This window comes from Achromobacter sp. 1011811831 (assembly GCF_059760905.1).
This window is the reverse complement of the sequence record NZ_JCBANG010000055.1, coordinates 24579-41978: the sequence shown is the minus strand read 5'-3', so window position 1 is coordinate 41978 and position 17400 is coordinate 24579. Positions and strand designations below refer to the sequence as shown.

Genomic DNA, 17400 nt, shown 5'->3' with positions numbered 1-17400 from the left:
GCCTTATCCACAGAAACTGTGGATAAGGCGAGCGGTTCCTGTCTTTACCCAGGCAGCCGTTCGATCGGAACGCCCGGCGGTATCTTGCGCATCCGGTCGCGTTCGATGCGCTGTGGCGCGAAACGCGTCTTGCGCGACGCGGCATTCTGCAGCAGCACCGACAACACCGAACCCTTGTCCTGGATCCAGTGCGTTTTGCCGCGCAACAATTTCATGGCGTTCTCCGCATTGCCCAGCTTGTAGGTCATGGCGTTGATCTCCACTGACTGCTTGCCGTTGAAGGCCGACCCGTCCTGTTCGGTGAGGGCGGCGGCGTCCAGATTGCTGCTTTCATGGTCCACGCGATAAATGAACTTCAGACCGCTGTGCGGATCCTGCACGACGACCAGCTTGTCCGAGCCGGATATGTCGGACAGCATGCCGATGACCGTGGACTCGACCAGCTGGTTGCCCCGCTGTTCCTCGGTATAAATAAATATGCTGTGGCGGACGGCGGCCTGGGCCGCCGCGGTCGTGGCGGGGGTAGTACGGTTCATGCCTGGCTTGATCAATGCGGGGCGGGCGCCGCGGCGTCCGCTGCCCGGTATCGGGTTAACGGCGCGTGGGGGGATGAACTTGAGCGTTCTTGGGGAAAAATCTCCAAGCCGCGCCCGCGCCGCGGCGGGAAGGGTGCGCGCAGGATTCCGGCGCGATGGCGGCGTGCTCAGGTCTGCCTGGAGGACCACACGATTGATACTGAGTGTATCAAATGCATGTTGAAGTAACGGCGTGTTCAAAGCCGGGTGGAAACCGGCAATCGCGCGCACGCGGATTCCGTGCGGGATCTGGCTTGTCGAATGGAATACGCGGGCGCATCATGCGCCGATGAAAAAAACCGATGTGATTGTCCTGGGAGCCGGCATCGTGGGCGTGAGCGTCGCCCTGCACCTGGCCGCGCGCGGGCGCGCGGTGACGCTGGTGGACCGGCGCGGTCCCGGCGAAGAGACCAGCTACGGCAACGCCGGGCTGATCGAGCGGGCCAGCGTGGTTCCCTACGCCTTTCCGCGCGACCTGCGCAGCCTGCTGCGCTATGCGCTGAACAAGCGGCCCGATGTGCGCTATCACCCGGGTTTCCTGCCGCGCGTCGCGCCCTGGCTGGCGCGCTATTGGTGGCATTCGGCGCCGTCGCGGCTGGCGCGCGCCGCGCAGGCCATGCTGCCGCTGATCGAGCGCAGCGTGGTCGAGCATGACGCGCTCAAGGACGAGGCCGGCATCGCAGGCCTGTTCCGCCGCACGGGCTGGATCGACGGCGCGCGCAGCCAGGCCGGCCTGGACCAGGCCGCCGCCGAAGCCGCCTCGCTGTCGTCGTACGGCTTGAAGCACCAGGTGCTGGATCGCCAGGCGCTGGCGGCGCTGGAGCCCGCCCTGTCCGAGCGCATGGTCGGCGCGGTCCATTGGCTGGACCCGGTCAACGTGTCGGATCCGGGCGCGGTCACGCGCGGCTATGCGGCCTTGCTGCAGCGGCGCGGCGGCGTGTTCGCGAACGGCGACGCGCGCAGCCTGCGGCAGGACGGCGGCGGCTGGCGGGTGGACACGGCCGACGGCCCGCTGCGCGCGCGCGAGGCGGTGGTGGCGCTGGGGCCGTGGTCCACCGATGTGCTCGGGCCGCTGGGCTATCGCGTGCCGATGGCGGTCAAACGCGGCTATCACCAGCATTTCGCGCTGGAACGGGGCGCGGCGCTGACGCGGCCGGTGGCCGATATCGACAATGGTTTCGTGATGACGCCCATGACGCTGGGCCTGCGCCTGACGACGGGCGCCGAGTTCGCCTCGCGCGACGCGCCGCCGACGCCGGTGCAGATCGGCCGGGTCCGCGCGCTGGCGGCACAGTTGGTGCCGCTGGGCGCGGCCGTGGAAGCGCAGCCCTGGATGGGCTGCCGGCCCTGCATGCCGGACATGCGTCCGGTGATCGGCCCGGCGCCGAACCATCCGGGGCTATGGCTGTCGTTCGGCCACGCGCATCATGGCTTCACGCTGGGCCCCGTGACCGGCCGGCTGCTGGCCAGCCTGATCACGGGCGAGGCGCCGGACGTGGATCCGGCGCCCTACGCGCTGCGCCGCTGAGGCGCGGCGCGGGGTGGCGGCGCGTCAGGCCTTGCCGGCGCGCGCTTCGCGGCGCTGGCGCACCGCCTTGGCCAGCGCGTCCAGCACCGGCGCGGTCTGCGACCAGCCCAGGCAGGCGTCGGTGATCGACACGCCGGGGCGCAGCGGCTGGCCGGGGGTGAGATCCTGGCGGCCTTCCTCGAGATGGCTTTCGATCATCACGCCGGTGATGCGCGCGTCGCCGCCGGCCAGCTGCGCGGCCACGTCCTGCGCGACCTCGACCTGGCGCAGGTGCGACTTGTTGGAATTGGCGTGCGAGAAGTCGATCATGACCTGCTCGCGCTGACCGGCCTTGCGCAGCACCGCGCAACAGGCGTCCACGCTGGCCGCGTCGTAGTTGGGGCCTTGCTTGCCGCCGCGCAGGATCACATGCGTGTCCTGGTTGCCGCGGGTTTCAAAGATGGCGGCCATGCCCATCTTGGTCATGCCCATGAAGGCGTGCTTGGCGCTGGCGGCGACCATCGCGTCGGCGGCGATCTGCACGCCGCCGTCGGTGCCGTTCTTGAAGCCCAGCGGGCAGCTCAGGCCGGAGCTGAGCTGGCGGTGGCTGGGGCTTTCGGTGGTGCGCGCGCCGATGGCGCCCCAGGCGATCAGGTCGGCGATGTATTGCGGGCTGAGCAGGTCCAGGAATTCGGTGGCGATCGGCAGGCCCAGACCGCTGACGTCCAGCAGCAGCTCGCGCGCGCGGCGCAGGCCTTCGTTGATGCGGAAGCTGCCGTCCAGGCGCGGGTCGTTGATGTAGCCCTTCCAGCCCACGGTGGTGCGGGGCTTTTCGAAGTACACGCGCATGACGATGAGCAGGTCCTGGCGATGCTGGTCGGCGGCGGCGCGCAGCAGGCGGGCGTACTGCATGGCCTGGCCGTGTTCGTGGATGGAGCAGGGGCCGACCACGATGATCAGGCGGTCGTCGCGGCCGTGCAGCACGTCGGCGATCTCGGTCCGGCTGCGTTCTACCAGCGTCTGGATCTCGTCCGAGACCGGCAGTTCGTCCTGCAGCAGCGCGGGCGAGATCAACGGGCGCACGGCGGCGATGCGGGTGTCGTCGATGCGGGTGATGTCCTGGGTGGAATCGGCCGCGCCGACCTCGCGGTCGTGCAGGGGATCGTCAATGCGGGTCAAGGGAAGCTCCGTGCCATAGATGCGGAAAGACCGCCATTATCGCACCCCCGACCGCCCGAAGGTTGCCATCCTCCGTCCGATGGCGCAGGCCGGCGGTCGCCGCGCCATCGGCCAAGCGTGCGCCTTCAGTCCCGAATTTAAGCCTATCAGCAGTGAATTTGCATTAACCCGTCGGCATGGCGGACACGGCGCGCGCGGATGCCGTAGCATTGGGGGCAGACAAGATACGCAGGCTCCAGGACAGCGCAAGATGCCCAAGACCGAAGCCGGCCCCGCCCGTCGCATCCTCCTGGTCGAGGATCATCCGGTCGAGCGCGCCTATCTGCAGAACATGCTCCTGGCCCTGGGCTGCCGCCGCGTCGCGGGCGTGGGCAGCGGCGCCGAGGCGCTGGCGGCCCTGACGCGCCAGTCCTACGACGTGCTGATCAGCGACATCGCCATGGGCGAGGGCGATGGCACCCGCCTGCCCAACGAGCTGCGCAGGCTGATGGACTCGGGCCGCCTGAAGCGCATGCCTCCCATCATCTGGATCAGCAATCTCAGCGACGAGCTGCGGCATTCGCATGTGCGGCTGGCCTTGCAGGCGGGCTGTCCGTCGGCGCAGGCGCTGGCCAAGCCGGTGTCGCGCTCGGTCATGCAGCAGGCGCTGAAGACGGCGCTGCACGATATCGACGATCCCGACCTGTCCGGCCGCGCCTCGGCCGGCCCGGCGCCCACGCGGGCCGAGTTGCGGCGCGCGCTGGGCACGGGCGAGGGCATGAGCGTGGTGCTGCAGCCGCAGCTCAACCTCACCACCGGCCGCATGGTGTCGGCCGAGGCGCTGTCGCGCTGGGACCATCCGACGCTGGGCACGATCTCGGCCGGCGACTTCGTGCCGGCCGCGCACCGGCTGGGACTGGACCGGGTGCTGTTCGAACGGGTCACGGGACAGGTGCTGGAGGTGCTGCGCCGCATGCACGGCGAGCGGATCGAAGTACCCATCGCCATCAATGCCTCGGCGGCCACCTTGTGCTCGCCGGACCTGCCGGCGCAGCTGGAGCAGCTGGTGGCGCGGGCGGGGCTGCCGGCGCGGCTGGTGAAGGTGGAGCTGACCGAGGACGAGCCGGTGAAGGACTGGCTGGCCCTGTCCTCGGTGCTGAACCTGCTGCGGGTGCGCGGCTTCGAACTGGCGATGGACGATTTCGGCGCCGGCATCGCGTCCATGCGGCTGTTCTCGGCCATGCCCTTCACTGAGCTGAAGATCGACCGCGACTTCATCGTCCACATGCATCGCGAGCCGGCTTCGCGCGCCGTGGTGGCGGCCGCCATCGAAATGGGGCGGGCGCTGGGACGCCGGGTGATCGCCGAGGGCGTGGAGCAGGAGCGCGACATCCTGCTGTTGCGCGAGCTGGGCTGCGAGCTGGCCCAGGGCTTCGGCATCTCGCCGCCGCTCGCGCCCGACGCGTTCATCGCGTTCCGGCGCCAGCACTGAGGCCGGCGCCGGAACCTGGCGTCAAAGGCCGGACACCTCGATATTGCCCGGGTAGTCGACCGAGAATTTCAGCACGGCCTCGCGTGATTTGCCGGGCTCCAGTTCCCAGTTCCAGACCAGCTTGCCGTCGTCCTCGCGCTTGATGTCGCGCTCGGACGGCGACAGCAGCTTGACCTCGATCTTCTCGTTGCGCGAGACCGGCAGCCGGTCCTTGAACGAGACCTGCTCCTTGGTCGACTTGTTGTTCTTGACCGTGATCTTGTACTCATAGGTCACGCGCTTGCCGTTGCCGGAGAAGCCGGTGCTTTCGGTATAGCGGTTGACCAGCTGGCGCTTGACCGAGATGCCTTCGTCCGCGCCCATCGCCAGCTCCAGCTTTTCGCCGGGCATCACGGCCTTGAGCCGGCTGGACGCCACGAAGGCGTCATCCAGGAAGGTGTTGAGCGTGCCGGCCAGGAAGGGCATCTCGGTGCCGTTGCTGGCATGCGCGGTCAGGAAGGCCGCTTCGCGCAGCGACGGCGTGGATTGATACTGCAGTGTCGCTGGCAGCTTGACCGTGGTGATGGCCACGCGCTGCGTGCTGTTGTCCGATGGCAGCGTGACGGGCGCCTGGATCTGGAACGAGGCGCTGGTGGCGCCCGACTGGACCTCGGCGGTGGCCGAGACCACCTCTTCGGGCTGGGGCTCGGCCTGCGCCGGGGCGTCGAAGGCCTGTTCCTGCACGGCCATCTTCTGGCGCGCCATCTGGCGCGCTTCGCTCGCCGCGGCCGGTGCGGGACGCGGCGCCGCCGCGGGCATGGGAGGCGGCGGCGCCGCCACGTCCACGACCCAGGGCGTCAGCGCCGGCGCGCCGCCGCCCAGCGAGGGACGGGCGGTCGACAGGGTGAGCTTGACCTTGTTCCAGTCTTCGCCGGTGGTCTGGTTGATGACGCCGAAATAACCCAGGTCCACGCTGCGGTCGGAGGCGCGCAGGCGCGCGTCGTAGGCCGGCGTCCACCGGGCGCCGGCAACGGCATAGGAGATATTCAGGTCCAGCTTGCCGGGGCGCGCCAGCATCACGCGCAGCGTCACGGTCTTGCTGCGGCGACCCTGGCGGTCTTGCAGCTGGCTGTACTCATTGGCCAGCGCCTGCCGCTCGCGCTCGATGTCGGTGCGCTGTTCCTCCACGCGCCGCAGCCCGGCCAGCGCGCGGCTCAGCGTGTCGGCGCTCAGCGACTGGACCGCCTTGAGTTCATCGAGCGAGGGGCGGGCGCCGTCCTTGCCGGGCTGGGTGGCGCCTTGCTGGATCAGGGCCACCAGTTCGCGCTGGTTCTCCAGCACGGCGGCCTCGTCGTCCAGCGCGGCCTTCTTGTTGTCGAGCTGATTGATCTGCAGCTCGAGCTGCCTGAGGCGTTCGTTGGGCGTGTTCGCCTCGTAGGCGGTGCGCACCTTCACATCCAGCAGCGTGGCCTGGCCGGTGCTCTTGGCCGCGACCTGCAGGGAGTTGTCCTGCAGCGAGGCGGGCAGCTTGTCCAGCACCAGCTCGTGCTCGCCGGCGGCCAGCTCGGCGCTGGCCTGGCGGGTGACGACGGCGCGGTCCTGGTAGACCGTCACGGCGCCGATGGCCGAGGGCAGGGCGGCGGCCGCGCTCAGGCCGGGGAGGGTGGCGATGGACAGAGCCAGGAGGGTACGTCGCATGGTGGCGCCTATTGATCTGTGGAATCGGAAGCGGCGCGGACGGACTCGCCCAGCGCCGGGGGCTAAATGTACACGGCGCGCAAGGGGCGGGCTTTACAGAAGGTGGCAAACGAAACCATGCGATACCGCCCCGATTGCCGGGGCGTCAGGGCGCGGCTTGTCTATTCCTGGATCACGGCCGTCGCGGGTGTGTCGGCCCGCAGCGTGGCGCCCATGCCCTGGCTCAGCATCGACAGCAGCAGGGCGGGAGCCATGTTGAGCTGGGCCAGCAGCACGCTGCAGCGGGCCAGCCTGGCCAGGTCTTCGTGATTCTGGCGTGTCAACCATGCGCAGGCCTCGGCCGACAACTGCATGCCGGCGATGGCGGCGGCGTTGCCGCTGCGCGCGATCCGCTGCAACAGCAGCAGATACATGAGGTTGGTTTCGTGGATGTCGCGCAGAAGTTCGGTGGATCTCGGCATCGGGCACCCCTTACTTCGTTGTGTCCGCGGACCGGATTCGTGGCGGGCGCGGAGCAAGGCGCGGCGCGTCCTTGGAAGGGCGTCTGCGCAAGCCTGTCGCTGGCCTGGCTGCCGATATGGTTTGTCGATCATATTTAAGCGACCGGGGGCCGTCAGTAATGGATTTCCCTGTGTTCAATTCATACATATGTTAATTTTGTAAAAGAGACTAATTCTCATTTATAATGCCGCCCATGTCCAGCGGCGCATGCCGTCCGCCGGGCTGTCTCCTTCCTCCAGCAGCCGGGGTGCGCGATGGGTCTTTCTTCCGATGAGCGTCAGCAATTGCAGCGCGAGCATGCCGCCTTGCTCGCGGCCTACGGACGCGTGCAATCGCATTGCAGCCGGCTGCTGGCCACGCAAGCCGGACGCATCGAGCGGCTGGAAAGCGAAAACCTGCAACTGCGCGCCCGCCTGATCCGCCATGAGACGCTGCTGTCCTGGGAGCGCGAGGATAGAGCTGCGCTGGAGCGCGCCGTGCCGGGCTTGCCGCGCCGCGCGGCCCTGGCGCGCCGCGTCGGCCTGTTGATGGAGCGGGTGCAGGCGCTGATGCGCGAGCGCCTGGCCTGGCAGGACAGGCTGGTCGCGCCGGCCCCTTCAACCGTGGCGCCGCGACCCGAGGCGCCGCCGCGCCACGCGCCGGCCGTCGCCGTCGCGCTGCGAGAGAAGTCCGTGCTGTGCGTGAGCGAGGACGCGATGGCCCTGATGCTGACCCGCAAGGTGGTCGAAATGGCCGGCGGCCGCTACCAGGGCCGCAGCGGCAAGGAAGACGCCGATACGCTGGAGGCCAGCCTGGTCGCGGCCGACCTGGTGATCTGCCAGACCGGTTGCGTCAGCCACGGCGCCTATTGGCGGGTGCGCGACCATTGCACGCGCACCGGCAAGGAATGCGTGCTGGTGGACAGGCCCGAGGCGCTCGACTGCCTGCGGCCGGCGGAAACGGCGGGGCGCTGACGGCGCCGTCCGCGTCCGTGGGCGCGCCGGTTCAGTCCGCTCCGGCCGGCCGTGACGCCCGCGCGCGGCGCAGCAGCGGCACCGCGCCCAGGGCGCACAGCGCCATCACCAGGAAGCCGCCGGGCGCATAGTGCCGGTACAGCGCGCCGCCCAGCTGGATGCTGGCGAACATGAAGACCCCGCCCGACAGCAGCGCGTACAGCGCGATCGCCGAGGTCTTGGCCGTGGCCGGCGCGCGCGCGGCGATGTGCCACATGATGGCCGCGTTGTTGCCGGCCAGCGTGAAGCATTGCAGCAGCTGCAGGGCGGCGATCGCAGCGGGATCGGCGGTCAGCGCCAGCCCGGTCCACCGGATCGCCGTCATGACGGCCGAGATCAGGATCAGCCGCGGCGCGCCGACGCGCGCCAGCACCTTGGGCGCGGCGAAGAAGAACAGCACCTCGCTGGCCACGCCCACCACCCACAATAGTGATATCAGCGCGGTGGAAAGGCCCTGGGCCGTCCAGTGCAGCGTCGAATAGGAATACAGGAAGCCGTTGCTGGCCTGCACCAGCGAGGCGGCGGCGATGCACAGCAGCAGCGGGCGGTCGCGCAGCACGGCGCGCATGGGCGTGACGCCCGGCGTCGCGGGCGCGGCGTCCAGCGCGGGCCGCGCGGCCCGGGGCAGCAGCCGCAGCATGGCCAGGCAGGCCACGATCATCAGCATGGGCAGCCACATCACCCAGTTCACGCCGTGGGTCTTGATCAGGTAGCCGCCGCAGACCGTCATCAAGGCGAAGCCCAATGAGCCGCAGGCGCGGATGATGGTGTACGAATTGCCCTGGCCGCGTCCGCTGGCGATCGCCATGCGGTCCAGCAGCGGCAGCACCGAGGGGAAGACGGCGTTCAGTAGCAGCGTGACGGCGAACAGCCAGGCCGGCGTGGCGGCCAGCGGATAGCAGGCGTAGAGCAGCAGCGAGCCGATCAACGCCGCGGCGATCAGCGCATGGGCGCGGCCGGTCTGGTCGGCGACGTGGGCGACGGCGGGGGTGGACAGGATCTTGGGCAGCAGCGCGGTGGCGACGATCAGGCCGATGAAGGCGCTGTCCAGGCCGCGCTCGGCGAACCACAAGGGTAGGAAGGGGATGCTGACGCCCTGCAGGCCGTAGTACAGGAAGTAGAACCCGTGCAGGGCGATGGCGCCCTGCCGGGCGTCGGGGTTGCCGCGCATGGCTGGAGGGGGACGAAGGCAGGAATGAAGCCGCGTAGCATACTCCTCCCGCCCGGTCCCGTGCCTTGACGCCTACCAGGGCAGCGGGGCCTTTTCGCCGTTGCCGTGCTCGCCGTAGTAGATGGACGGCAGGAAGCGCGACAGGTAGGTGAATTCGGTATAGCAATGCCGCAGCAGCGCCAGGCCCAGCTCGTCCGCCGCGTCGCGCTCGGGCTGCGCGCTGGACTTGCCCAGGTAGAAGCGGCTGCGCAGCACGCAGCCGAAGGGCGTGTCGCGCGCCAGGTGCACCATGTCGCCGTCCAGCGGATCGCCGTGCGCGTCCAGCTGCGCGTGGTCGCCGAAGCCGATGCGCGCATAGACGGCGGCCGAGACGTCGCCGGCCTCGGTGGCGGCGCGCAGCCGGGCGTCGCCGAACGCCTCGGCCGGATCATGGAACTTCAAGCGCGCCGCCACGGGCGGGATGTCGGCCAGCGATTCGACCGCGTGGATCGACGCGCCCACATAGCTTTCGCCGCGCCGCCAGTGGCTGTCCCAGCCACGATGCTCGACGTGGTCGTGCGGATGCCACCACTTGATGTGCTGCGTGGTTTCGAAGAACTTGAACCACCAGTCCAGCATGCGGCCCTTGCAGCCGTGCAGGTCCGTGCGCACGGCCACCACCAGCAGGCCGTTGTCCAGGCGGGTGATGCCGGTTTCCAGGCGCAGCGGGGCGGGATCAAGCAGGGGTTGCAGGTCGGCCAGGATCTGGCTGGCGTGGGGGGCGTGTGTGTCCATGTTCGAGGCTCCATCAAAGATATCGAAGGGTTGGAAACCTGATTCTATAATAAAGAAACGAATAGCGTTTCCAAATTATCGGGGACGTGTAAGATTCGGTCTGCACACAGGAGGACGCCATCGATGGCGCAAGGCAAGATCCGATCGACCACGACAGGCGCCGGCCAGGCGCGGGACGCCGCCGCGCCAGCCCCGCGCCCACGCGGCCGGCCGGCCCGGCCCGAGGCCGAGCAGCGCGCCGCCGTGATGGCGGCGACCACGTGGCTGCTGCTGAACGAGGGCTATGCGGCGACCACGCTGGAAGCGGTGGCGCGGCGCGCCGGCATGGCCAAGAAGACCGTGTACCGCCATGCCAGCGACCGCGAGGACCTGGTGGCCCAGGTCGTGCGCGGCTGGACCGACGGCTTCGCGCCGGTGATGGCGCAGGACGTGGCCACCGTCGACGAAGTGCTGCCGGCGCTGGCGCGCGTGCTGCAGGCCATCGCCGAGCGCGTGCTGTCGGCCGACGCGGTCGGCATGTTCCGTCTGCTGACGGCTGACTTTCCGGGCCGCGACGCGCTGCTGCGGGCCTACCAGGAGAACGGCATCGAACGCGGCACGGCCATGCTGGGCGCCTGGTTCCAGCGCCTGACCAGGCGCGGGCTCATCCAGGCGAGCGAGCCGCGCGCCGTGGCCGGCCTGCTGCTGTCGATGGTGATCGCCGAACCGCTGCGCGCCATGGCGCTGGGGCTGATGCCGCCGCTGCCGGAAAGCTCGATCGATGAACGCATACAGGCCTGCCTGGCGCTGTTCGCGGGGGACGGCAAAGTCTTCGCGCTGCGCGCCGCGTGATGCGCTCCGCGCGCGCGCCGTTCAGCTTGTCGCAAGGCGGCGCGGCGATTTGGCAAAGCGCGCGCATGGCGATACCCTGAAGAGGCAACGGCGCGTTCACGAGACGCGCCGCGGGCATTTTTCTCTAATCATTCGAAGGAGCAGAAACCCATGGCCAAGCAACTGAATGAGAAGACCGCCAAGGCCGCCAAGGAACGCCGCAAGCGTCCGCTGGCCACGCCCACCGATCTGTCGTCCGCCGCCACGCGCGACATCTCCGCCGCGCTGAACCAGATCCTCGCCGACGTGTTCGCGCTATACCTGAAGACCAAGAATTTCCACTGGCACGTCAGCGGTCCGCACTTTCGCGACTATCACCTGCTGCTGGACGAGCAGGGCGACGAGCTGTTCGCCATGACGGACCCGCTGGCCGAGCGCATCCGCAAGATCGGCGGCACCACGCTGCGCTCCATCGGCCACATCGGCCGTACCCAGCGCATCCAGGACAACGATGCCGACTACGTGCAGCCGCTGGACATGCTGGCCGAGCTGCGCGAGGACAACAAGCTGCTGGCGGCCTCGCTGCGCGAGGCGCACAACATCACCGACGAGCACCGCGACATCGCCAGTTCCAGCCTGATCGAGAACTGGATCGACGAAACCGAGAAGCGCACCTGGTTCCTGTTCGAGGCCAGCCGCCGGGGCGACGGCACCGGGCATTGAGCGCCGGGCCGCCGCCGTCGCGGCCTAGAACGAGGCCGTGACCGTGGCGTAGTACGCGCGGCCCGGTTCGTTGTAGGTGGCCGCGCCCGCTTCGCCCGAGTTGCCCTCGCGATAGAGCTTCTTGTCCAGCAGGTTGCTCACGCCCACGCGGAAGCGCAGGTGCTTGTTCACCTCGTAGCCGGCGCTCAGGCCCACCAGCGCGTAGGGGCTGCGGCTTTCCAGGCCGCGGCCCGTCACGGTTTCGCCGCGACGCAGGTTCATCGTCGGCGCGGTCTGCTTGCCGTAGTAGGCCACGTTGGCCTGGAACGACAGCTGCTCGGTGGCGAACCAGTCCAGCGTCGAATTGACCGTGTACTTCGGGATGATCGACAGCGGCTCGCCGTTGTCTTTGCGCTTGCTCTGGATCATGTAGGTGAAGTTGGTGTTCCAGTCCAGGTTCGAGGCCAGCGGGATGAACAGATTGCCTTCCACGCCCTCGACCACGGCCTTGCCGGAATTGGTCCACTTCAGCACGCGCGCGCCGTTGGACAGCCGGTAGACATAGTCGGTGCCGGCCACGATCTTGTTCTTGTAGTCGTTGCGGAAGTAGGCCGCGCTGACGCGCCAGGTGCCCGGGTCGTACTCGAAGCCGATTTCCTTGTTCACGCTGGTCTCGGGCGACAGGTTCTCGTCGCCGACCAGGTAGCAGCCGTTGCGGTTCACTTCCGAGGACAGGCAGCCGTAGCCGCGGCTGTACATCAGGTAGTTGGGGTTGGACTGGTACAGGTTCGGCGCCTTGTAGGCGCGGGCGATGCCGCCCTTGATCTTGAAGGCGTCCGTGACCTTGTAGGCCGCGTTCAGGCTGGGGCTCCAGTTGCTGCCGAACTTGCTGTTGTGGTCCAGGCGCACGCCCGGCGTCAGCGTGGTCCGTTCGCCGGCCTCGATGTTGTCCTCGACGAACAGCGCGTAGCTGTTCTGCGTGGTCTTGGGATCGCGGTTGCCGGTGGCCACGCCATTGATCACGCCGCCGCTATAGGTCTGGCGCAGGCTGCCCGGGTCTTCCAGCGATTCGCGCAACCATTCCACGCCCACCGTGGCGACCTGCTCGAAGCCCAGGTGGAAGGGCAGGTTGACTTCGCCCGCCGCGCGCAGGTTCTTCAGCCGCGAGGTCTGCCAGCCCTGGTCCAGCGGGCCGCCCTCGGTGGCGCCGGCCAGGCCTTCGCGCTGGCGCGCGTTGCGGGTGTAGTCATAGGACACCGAGGTGCGCGAGGTGCCCCAGTCCCACTTGCCGCGATGGGTCAGGCCCAGCGTCTCGCGGTACAGCGCGTTGGTTTCCTTGCCGTACAGCGTGTCGCTGAATTCCGAGGTGGAGTTCAGCATGGTGTCGCCGGCGTATAGATTGCCCTGGCGGCTGAAGGCCGCCTCGAAATCCAGCGTGTTGCTGGCGTTCGGACGCCAGGAGAAGACCGTGTTCAGGTCCTGGTTGATCACGCCCTCGCGGCCGGCCGACTCGGCCTTGCCGTCGGCGTTCATCGCGGAATTGCCGGCGTTGATGTTGCGGGCGTCGGCGTTGGTCTTGTTGTAGTTGCCGTACAGGCGGAAGCTGAGCGTGTCGCTGATCGGGCCGCTCAGGCGCAGACCGACGCGGTTGGTATTGCCTTCGTCGCTGTTCTCGGGCTGGTTCAGGTAGTAGGTGACCGAGCCGCTGAACTTGTCGGAAGGGCGCTTGGTGATGATGTTGACCACGCCGCCCATCGCGCCCGAGCCGTAGCGCGCCGCGGCGGGGCCGCGCAGCACTTCGATGCGTTCCACTTCCTCGGCCGGCACCCAGTTGCTGTCGCCGCGCGTGTCGCGGTCGCCGTCCCAGCCATAGCGCACAGAGTTGCGCGACGATGCCGGCTTGCCGTCGATCAGGATCAGCGTGTTTTCCGGTCCCATGCCGCGGATGTCGATCTGGCGGTTGTTGCCGCGCGAGCCGCTGGCGCTGTTGCCGGTCAGGTTCACGCCGGGTTCGCGGCGGATGATGTCGGACAGGTCGTTGACCGGCGGGCGGCGGGCGATTTCCTCGGCCGTGATGACGGACACGCCCAGCGCCTCCTTGACTTCTTCCTCGGCGGTGCCGAGCACCTGCACGGCGGACATCTGCTGGATCTGCGAGGGATCCTGCACCTGCGTGGCCTGCTGGGCGCCGGCGGCGCCCGCGTACAGGGCGCAGAGCAGGGCCGCCGCCGCGTAGTTCAGGGGTGGGCTCGATAGGGACACTTTCTTCTCCGATTGCTGCGGGGCTGGTTCGCCCTGGGGCGAGTGGCGTTTGCGCAACGGACCGGCCCGCGGCCTGCCCAAGCGTTACCACTCATGATTTAATGAGAACGATTGTTATTAACAGCGACCAGGATTATGTCAGTGCGCGGGCCGAGCCGCCTTTGCGGCGCCACCACAAGCGTTTGCGATATCCCCAATACGCCCCATCCCGAGGCGCGGCCGGCCCCGGCGGGCCGGGCGGCGTCCATCCACGACGTACGCCACTACCAGGGCGTCGCCTCGCCCCATGCCGTGAGCGCGCCGCTGCTGGACGGCTTGTGCGAGGTGTCGGTGCTGTCGCCGGGCATGTGGTTGCGCCGCGTCGACGCGCGCGACCTGCAGGGGGCCAGCGTGCGCATGCCGCTGCGGCCCGGGCTGCACGTGGCGCTGGTGGTGGGCGGGCAGGTCAGCGTGGAGACCGGCGGCCAGCGGCTGCGGCTGGGGCCGGACGGCGAGGGCGCCGTGCGCGGCCTGCTGCTGTCGGCGGCAAGCCCGGACGTGGTGCTGCGGGAATCGAGCCGTGGCGACACCGAGCGCACCATCGCACTGCACCTGGAGCCGCCATGGCTGGAACGGCATCTGCGCGTCGGCGATGGTCCGGGGGTGGGCGGGTTCATCCGGCGCCACCTGGCGCTGCACACTTGGCAGGCGTCGGCCCGGGCGCTGGCGCTGGCCGCCGAGATGCTGCGCCCGCCGCCCATGTCGCCGGCGCTATGGCGCCTGTATCAGGCGTCCCGCGCGCTGGACATCGTGGTGGAGGCGCTGGGCCAGGTCGAAGGCGGCCAGGGGAGCGATGCCGTGGCGCTCAGCCAGCGCGACCGCCGGCGCATGGCCGAGGTGCGCGCGCTGCTCGATGGCGGGCAGGCCGATGGCTGGTCGCTGAGCGATATCGCGGCCCGCGCCTGTGTCAGTGTCAATACCCTGCAACGGCACTTCCGCGCCATGTGGGGCACCACCGTGGCCCAGTACCAGCGCGACGGCCGGCTGGACCGCGCGCGGCTGGCGCTGGAACGGGACGGCGCCAGCGTGGCCGACGCCGCCTGGCTGGCCGGCTACGGCAGCGCCGCCAATTTCGCCACCGCGTTCCGGCGCCGCTACGGCGTGTCGCCGGGCCAGTTGCGCGGGTCGCGCCGCTGAGACGGCGCGCGGCCGCCCGGGATGCCTGTCCCGTTCACGGGGCCGGCATCCGGCGCGCGCCGGCCGGAGCCGCGCCCGTCACGGATACACCAGGGCGGGCTTGTCCTGGTAGCGCGCCGGGAAGACCTTGGCCAGGTTCTCCACCTTTGGCACGTCGTTGACCATGATGTACATGCTGTACGGATGGCGCACGAGATAGTCCTGGTGGTAGTCCTCGGCGCGATAGAAGGCCTTGAGCGGCTCGATCGTGGTGGCTATCGGCTTGCCGTAGACGCCCGCGTGGTTCAGCTGCGCGATATAGGCCTCGGCCACCTGGCGCTGGCCGTCGCCGGCGGGAAACACGGCGGAACGGTACTGGGTGCCGGTGTCGGGGCCCTGGCGGTTGAGCTGGGTCGGGTCGTGCGCCACCGAGAAATAGATCTGCAGCAGCTGGCCGTAGCTGACCTGGGCCGGGTCGTAGGTGATCTCCACGGCTTCGGCGTGGCCGCTGCGGCCGCCGCTCACCGTGTCGTAGTTGGCGGTGGACGCCTGTCCGCCCGCGTAGCCGGAGACGGCCGAGCTGACGCCCTTGACGTGCTGGAACACGGCCTGCACGCCCCAGAAGCAGCCGCCGGCCAGCACGGCCTTCTCCTGCGCGGCGCCGGCGGGCGCGTCTTGCGCGGGAGGCGGGATCAGGACGGCGGCCTCGGCCGCGGCGGCAATGCCGGGCAGCGTGGCGGCGAGGGCGCAGGCGGCCGTCAGCAGGCCGGGAAGTTTACGCGACAGGAATGAGGCAGGCATGGCGATGGATCCTAGGGTTGGGTAGCGAGGCGGCGTGCGTGTTTCAGGCCTGCGCCGTGAAGCGCAGCGCGACGCCGTTCATGCAGTAGCGCAGCCCGGTCGGGCGCGGGCCGTCGTCGAAAACGTGTCCCAGGTGGCCGCCGCAGTTGGCGCAATACACCGCCGTGCGGACCATGCCGAAGGTGCGGTCCTCGGTTACGCCCACGGCGTCCGGCAGGGGCTGCCAGAAGCTGGGCCAGCCGGTGCCGCTGTCGAATTTGCGGTCCGACGAGAACAGCTTGTGGGCGCAGCCGGCGCAGGCGTACAGGCCCTTGCGGTGCTCGTTGTTCAGCGGGCTGGAATAGGGCCGTTCGGTGGCCTCGCGCCGCAGCACCTCATATTCCTCGCGGCTGAGCCGTTCGCGCCATTGCGCGTCGCTGAGCGCATAGGGAAACGAGGCGGCGGCCGGCTGCGCGGCGCGGCTGCCCAATGCGGGGGCCAGCGCGGCGGCCAGCGCCGCCGCCGCGCCCGTGCCCAGGAAGCGTCTGCGTCCCAGTGTCATGGCTTGCTCCTTGCTTGTATCGCGGGACCGGCCGGCGCCTGGTCGTGGCGCGTCCGGGCCGGTCCCGCTCCATGTCGGTGATGGCGCGCTTCGCGCGCGCCGGCTGGCTTACTTGGACATGCCATCCTTGCTCATGCCGTCCTTGGACATGCCGCCTTTCGACATGCCGTCCTTCGACATTCCGTCCTTGGCCATGCCGTCCTTGGCCATGCCGCCCTTGGACATGCCATCCTTCGACATGCCGTCCTTGCTCATGCCGTCCTTGGACATCGCATCCTTGGCCATGCCGTCCTTCTTCATGCCATCCTTGCCCATGGCGTCCTTGGACATGCCGCTTTTCTGCATGCCGTCCTTGCCCATGTCATCGGCGGCGTGCGCGGCGACCGCGCCGAAGGCCAGGCACAGGGAAAACGCGGCGGTGGTGAGAGTCTTCATGATGATTTCCTTCAATGGTGATAAGTGCGGGAGAAAAAGAGCGAGATCCACCTAGCTGCCGCCGAACCAGTTGTAGCCCTGGTCCTCCCAGTAGCCGCCCGGGTAGGTGTTGGTGACGAAGATCGCCTGGATATGCTTGGGGTTCTTGTATCCAAGCTTGGTGGGCATGCGCAGCTTCATCGGGAAGCCGTATTCCGGCGGCAGGGTCTTGCCGTCGTAGGTCAGCGCCAGAATGGTCTGCGCATGCAAAGCGGTGGGCATGTCGATGCTGGTGTAGTAGTCGTCGGCGCACTTGAAGCCCACGTAGCGCGCGCTCAGGTCGGCGCCGACGCGCTTGAGAAAGGCCGAGAACGGCACGCCGCCCCATTTGCCGATGGCGCTCCAGCCTTCGACGCAGATGTGGCGCGTCACCTGGTCGATCTGCGCCATCTGCCGCAGCTCATCCAGCCGCCACTGGCGCTTGTCCGCGACCAGGCCGCTGACTTCCAGGCGGAACGATTCCTCGTCCACGTGCCGGACCTCGTCGATGCCGTAATAGGCATTGAACGGAAACGGCCGCGTGATCATCGATTCCGGATAGGTGGGCGCGAGCTTGTTGGGGTCGAACAGCCAGGCCTGCACGCGGTCGTTCCAGCGCGAGACGACGCCCAGCGCCTTTTCCGCGCTTTCGTTGTCCGACAGCGAGCAGCCGGACAGCATGGCCAGGCCGCCCAGGGTCAGTCCACGACTCAGGAAGGCGCGGCGGGCGGGCGCGTCCAGGCGACGCTCCACCAGGCGCGAGGCTTCGCGCAACACGGCCGGGCCGTCGATGCCGGGCAGGGACAGGGGTTTGCGGGGCTTCACGTGG

General features: G+C 68.9%; 17 protein-coding genes. 6 read left to right on the top strand and 11 right to left on the bottom strand.

Annotated elements, in window-relative coordinates:
- Positions 1 to 44 precede the first annotated feature (44 nt).
- Positions 45 to 536, bottom strand: a complete 492-nt coding sequence (locus AC6LJ9_RS19700) for a hypothetical protein (RefSeq protein ID WP_498148892.1) — start codon at positions 534 to 536, stop codon at positions 45 to 47.
- 328 nt (positions 537 to 864) lie between these two features.
- On the opposite strand from AC6LJ9_RS19700, the gene AC6LJ9_RS19695 reads away from it, so the two are divergent.
- Positions 865 to 2103, top strand: coding sequence for an NAD(P)/FAD-dependent oxidoreductase (locus tag AC6LJ9_RS19695; RefSeq protein ID WP_498148891.1), 1239 nt, complete (start codon positions 865 to 867; stop codon positions 2101 to 2103).
- A gap of 24 nt (positions 2104 to 2127) precedes the next feature.
- On the opposite strand, the gene AC6LJ9_RS19690 is transcribed toward AC6LJ9_RS19695, so the two are convergent.
- On the bottom strand, positions 2128 to 3261 hold the full coding sequence (locus AC6LJ9_RS19690) for a 3-deoxy-7-phosphoheptulonate synthase (protein ID WP_498148890.1): 1134 nt from the start codon (positions 3259 to 3261) through the stop codon (positions 2128 to 2130).
- A gap of 250 nt (positions 3262 to 3511) precedes the next feature.
- On the opposite strand from AC6LJ9_RS19690, the gene AC6LJ9_RS19685 reads away from it, so the two are divergent.
- Positions 3512 to 4732, top strand: a complete 1221-nt coding sequence (locus tag AC6LJ9_RS19685; RefSeq protein WP_212321154.1) for an EAL domain-containing response regulator — start codon at positions 3512 to 3514, stop codon at positions 4730 to 4732.
- Between the two features lie 21 nt (positions 4733 to 4753).
- Here AC6LJ9_RS19685 and AC6LJ9_RS19680 read toward each other — a convergent pair whose 3' ends face one another.
- Both AC6LJ9_RS19680 and AC6LJ9_RS19675 read right to left on the bottom strand, forming a co-directional pair.
- A complete protein-coding gene (locus tag AC6LJ9_RS19680) occupies positions 4754 to 6409 on the bottom strand; it encodes a mucoidy inhibitor MuiA family protein (protein ID WP_498148889.1) in 1656 nt (551 codons plus the stop codon).
- A 161-nt stretch (positions 6410 to 6570) separates the two neighbouring features.
- Positions 6571 to 6870: a flagellar transcriptional regulator FlhD gene (locus AC6LJ9_RS19675; RefSeq protein WP_212321158.1), complete on the bottom strand. Its 300-nt coding sequence runs from the start codon at positions 6868 to 6870 to the stop codon at positions 6571 to 6573.
- 294 nt (positions 6871 to 7164) lie between these two features.
- On the opposite strand from AC6LJ9_RS19675, the gene AC6LJ9_RS19670 reads away from it, so the two are divergent.
- Positions 7165 to 7863 carry a DUF2325 domain-containing protein gene (locus AC6LJ9_RS19670; RefSeq protein ID WP_498148888.1) on the top strand — a complete coding sequence of 233 codons (699 nt, stop codon included), beginning with the start codon at positions 7165 to 7167 and terminating at the stop codon, positions 7861 to 7863.
- Between the two features lie 31 nt (positions 7864 to 7894).
- Here the strand turns inward: AC6LJ9_RS19670 and AC6LJ9_RS19665 are convergent, their stop codons facing one another.
- Together AC6LJ9_RS19665 and AC6LJ9_RS19660 are read right to left on the bottom strand one after the other, a co-directional pair.
- On the bottom strand, positions 7895 to 9073 hold the full coding sequence (locus AC6LJ9_RS19665; RefSeq protein WP_498148887.1) for an MFS transporter: 1179 nt from the start codon (positions 9071 to 9073) through the stop codon (positions 7895 to 7897).
- Between the two features lie 72 nt (positions 9074 to 9145).
- Positions 9146 to 9847 carry a DAPG hydrolase family protein gene (locus tag AC6LJ9_RS19660; RefSeq protein WP_498148886.1) on the bottom strand — a complete coding sequence of 234 codons (702 nt, stop codon included), beginning with the start codon at positions 9845 to 9847 and terminating at the stop codon, positions 9146 to 9148.
- Positions 9848 to 9970: 123 nt separating this feature from the next.
- Between AC6LJ9_RS19660 and AC6LJ9_RS19655 the strand changes: the two genes are divergently transcribed.
- Together AC6LJ9_RS19655 and AC6LJ9_RS19650 are read left to right on the top strand one after the other, a co-directional pair.
- Positions 9971 to 10678 carry a TetR/AcrR family transcriptional regulator gene (locus AC6LJ9_RS19655; protein ID WP_498148885.1) on the top strand — a complete coding sequence of 236 codons (708 nt, stop codon included), beginning with the start codon at positions 9971 to 9973 and terminating at the stop codon, positions 10676 to 10678.
- A 150-nt stretch (positions 10679 to 10828) separates the two neighbouring features.
- Positions 10829 to 11380 (top strand): Dps family protein, encoded by a 552-nt coding sequence (locus tag AC6LJ9_RS19650; RefSeq protein WP_498148884.1) that lies wholly within the window; start codon positions 10829 to 10831, stop codon positions 11378 to 11380.
- 24 nt (positions 11381 to 11404) lie between these two features.
- Here AC6LJ9_RS19650 and AC6LJ9_RS19645 read toward each other — a convergent pair whose 3' ends face one another.
- Complete coding sequence (locus AC6LJ9_RS19645; protein WP_212321811.1) at positions 11405 to 13621, bottom strand: FepA family TonB-dependent siderophore receptor; 2217 nt, start codon at positions 13619 to 13621, stop codon at positions 11405 to 11407.
- Between the two features lie 141 nt (positions 13622 to 13762).
- On the opposite strand from AC6LJ9_RS19645, the gene AC6LJ9_RS19640 reads away from it, so the two are divergent.
- Entirely contained in the window at positions 13763 to 14797 is a 1035-nt protein-coding gene (locus tag AC6LJ9_RS19640) for a helix-turn-helix transcriptional regulator (protein WP_498148883.1), read from the top strand.
- A 78-nt stretch (positions 14798 to 14875) separates the two neighbouring features.
- On the opposite strand, the gene msrA is transcribed toward AC6LJ9_RS19640, so the two are convergent.
- From msrA to AC6LJ9_RS19620, 4 genes are all read right to left on the bottom strand, one after another.
- On the bottom strand, positions 14876 to 15577 hold the full coding sequence (msrA, locus tag AC6LJ9_RS19635; RefSeq protein ID WP_498148882.1) for a peptide-methionine (S)-S-oxide reductase MsrA: 702 nt from the start codon (positions 15575 to 15577) through the stop codon (positions 14876 to 14878).
- Between the two features lie 43 nt (positions 15578 to 15620).
- Positions 15621 to 16118, bottom strand: a complete 498-nt coding sequence (gene msrB, locus AC6LJ9_RS19630; protein WP_498148881.1) for a peptide-methionine (R)-S-oxide reductase MsrB — start codon at positions 16116 to 16118, stop codon at positions 15621 to 15623.
- 108 nt (positions 16119 to 16226) lie between these two features.
- Positions 16227 to 16553: a pentapeptide MXKDX repeat protein gene (locus AC6LJ9_RS19625; RefSeq protein ID WP_498148880.1), complete on the bottom strand. Its 327-nt coding sequence runs from the start codon at positions 16551 to 16553 to the stop codon at positions 16227 to 16229.
- 51 nt (positions 16554 to 16604) lie between these two features.
- Positions 16605 to 17396, bottom strand: a complete 792-nt coding sequence (locus AC6LJ9_RS19620) for a molybdopterin-dependent oxidoreductase (protein ID WP_498148879.1) — start codon at positions 17394 to 17396, stop codon at positions 16605 to 16607.
- Positions 17397 to 17400: the final 4 nt, after the last annotated feature.

Coding starts and splice junctions, on each gene's coding strand:
- AC6LJ9_RS19685 (WP_212321154.1), top strand. CDS start 3,512: ATGCCCAAGACCGAAGCCGGCCCCGCCCGTCGCATCCTCCTGGTCGAG.
- AC6LJ9_RS19625 (WP_498148880.1), bottom strand. CDS start 16,553: ATGAAGACTCTCACCACCGCCGCGTTTTCCCTGTGCCTGGCCTTCGGC.
- AC6LJ9_RS19680 (WP_498148889.1), bottom strand. CDS start 6,409: ATGCGACGTACCCTCCTGGCTCTGTCCATCGCCACCCTCCCCGGCCTG.
- AC6LJ9_RS19665 (WP_498148887.1), bottom strand. CDS start 9,073: ATGCGCGGCAACCCCGACGCCCGGCAGGGCGCCATCGCCCTGCACGGG.
- AC6LJ9_RS19675 (WP_212321158.1), bottom strand. CDS start 6,870: ATGCCGAGATCCACCGAACTTCTGCGCGACATCCACGAAACCAACCTC.
- AC6LJ9_RS19670 (WP_498148888.1), top strand. CDS start 7,165: ATGGGTCTTTCTTCCGATGAGCGTCAGCAATTGCAGCGCGAGCATGCC.
- AC6LJ9_RS19655 (WP_498148885.1), top strand. CDS start 9,971: ATGGCGCAAGGCAAGATCCGATCGACCACGACAGGCGCCGGCCAGGCG.
- AC6LJ9_RS19700 (WP_498148892.1), bottom strand. CDS start 536: ATGAACCGTACTACCCCCGCCACGACCGCGGCGGCCCAGGCCGCCGTC.
- msrB (WP_498148881.1), bottom strand. CDS start 16,118: ATGACACTGGGACGCAGACGCTTCCTGGGCACGGGCGCGGCGGCGGCG.
- AC6LJ9_RS19695 (WP_498148891.1), top strand. CDS start 865: ATGAAAAAAACCGATGTGATTGTCCTGGGAGCCGGCATCGTGGGCGTG.
- AC6LJ9_RS19650 (WP_498148884.1), top strand. CDS start 10,829: ATGGCCAAGCAACTGAATGAGAAGACCGCCAAGGCCGCCAAGGAACGC.
- AC6LJ9_RS19660 (WP_498148886.1), bottom strand. CDS start 9,847: ATGGACACACACGCCCCCCACGCCAGCCAGATCCTGGCCGACCTGCAA.
- msrA (WP_498148882.1), bottom strand. CDS start 15,577: ATGCCTGCCTCATTCCTGTCGCGTAAACTTCCCGGCCTGCTGACGGCC.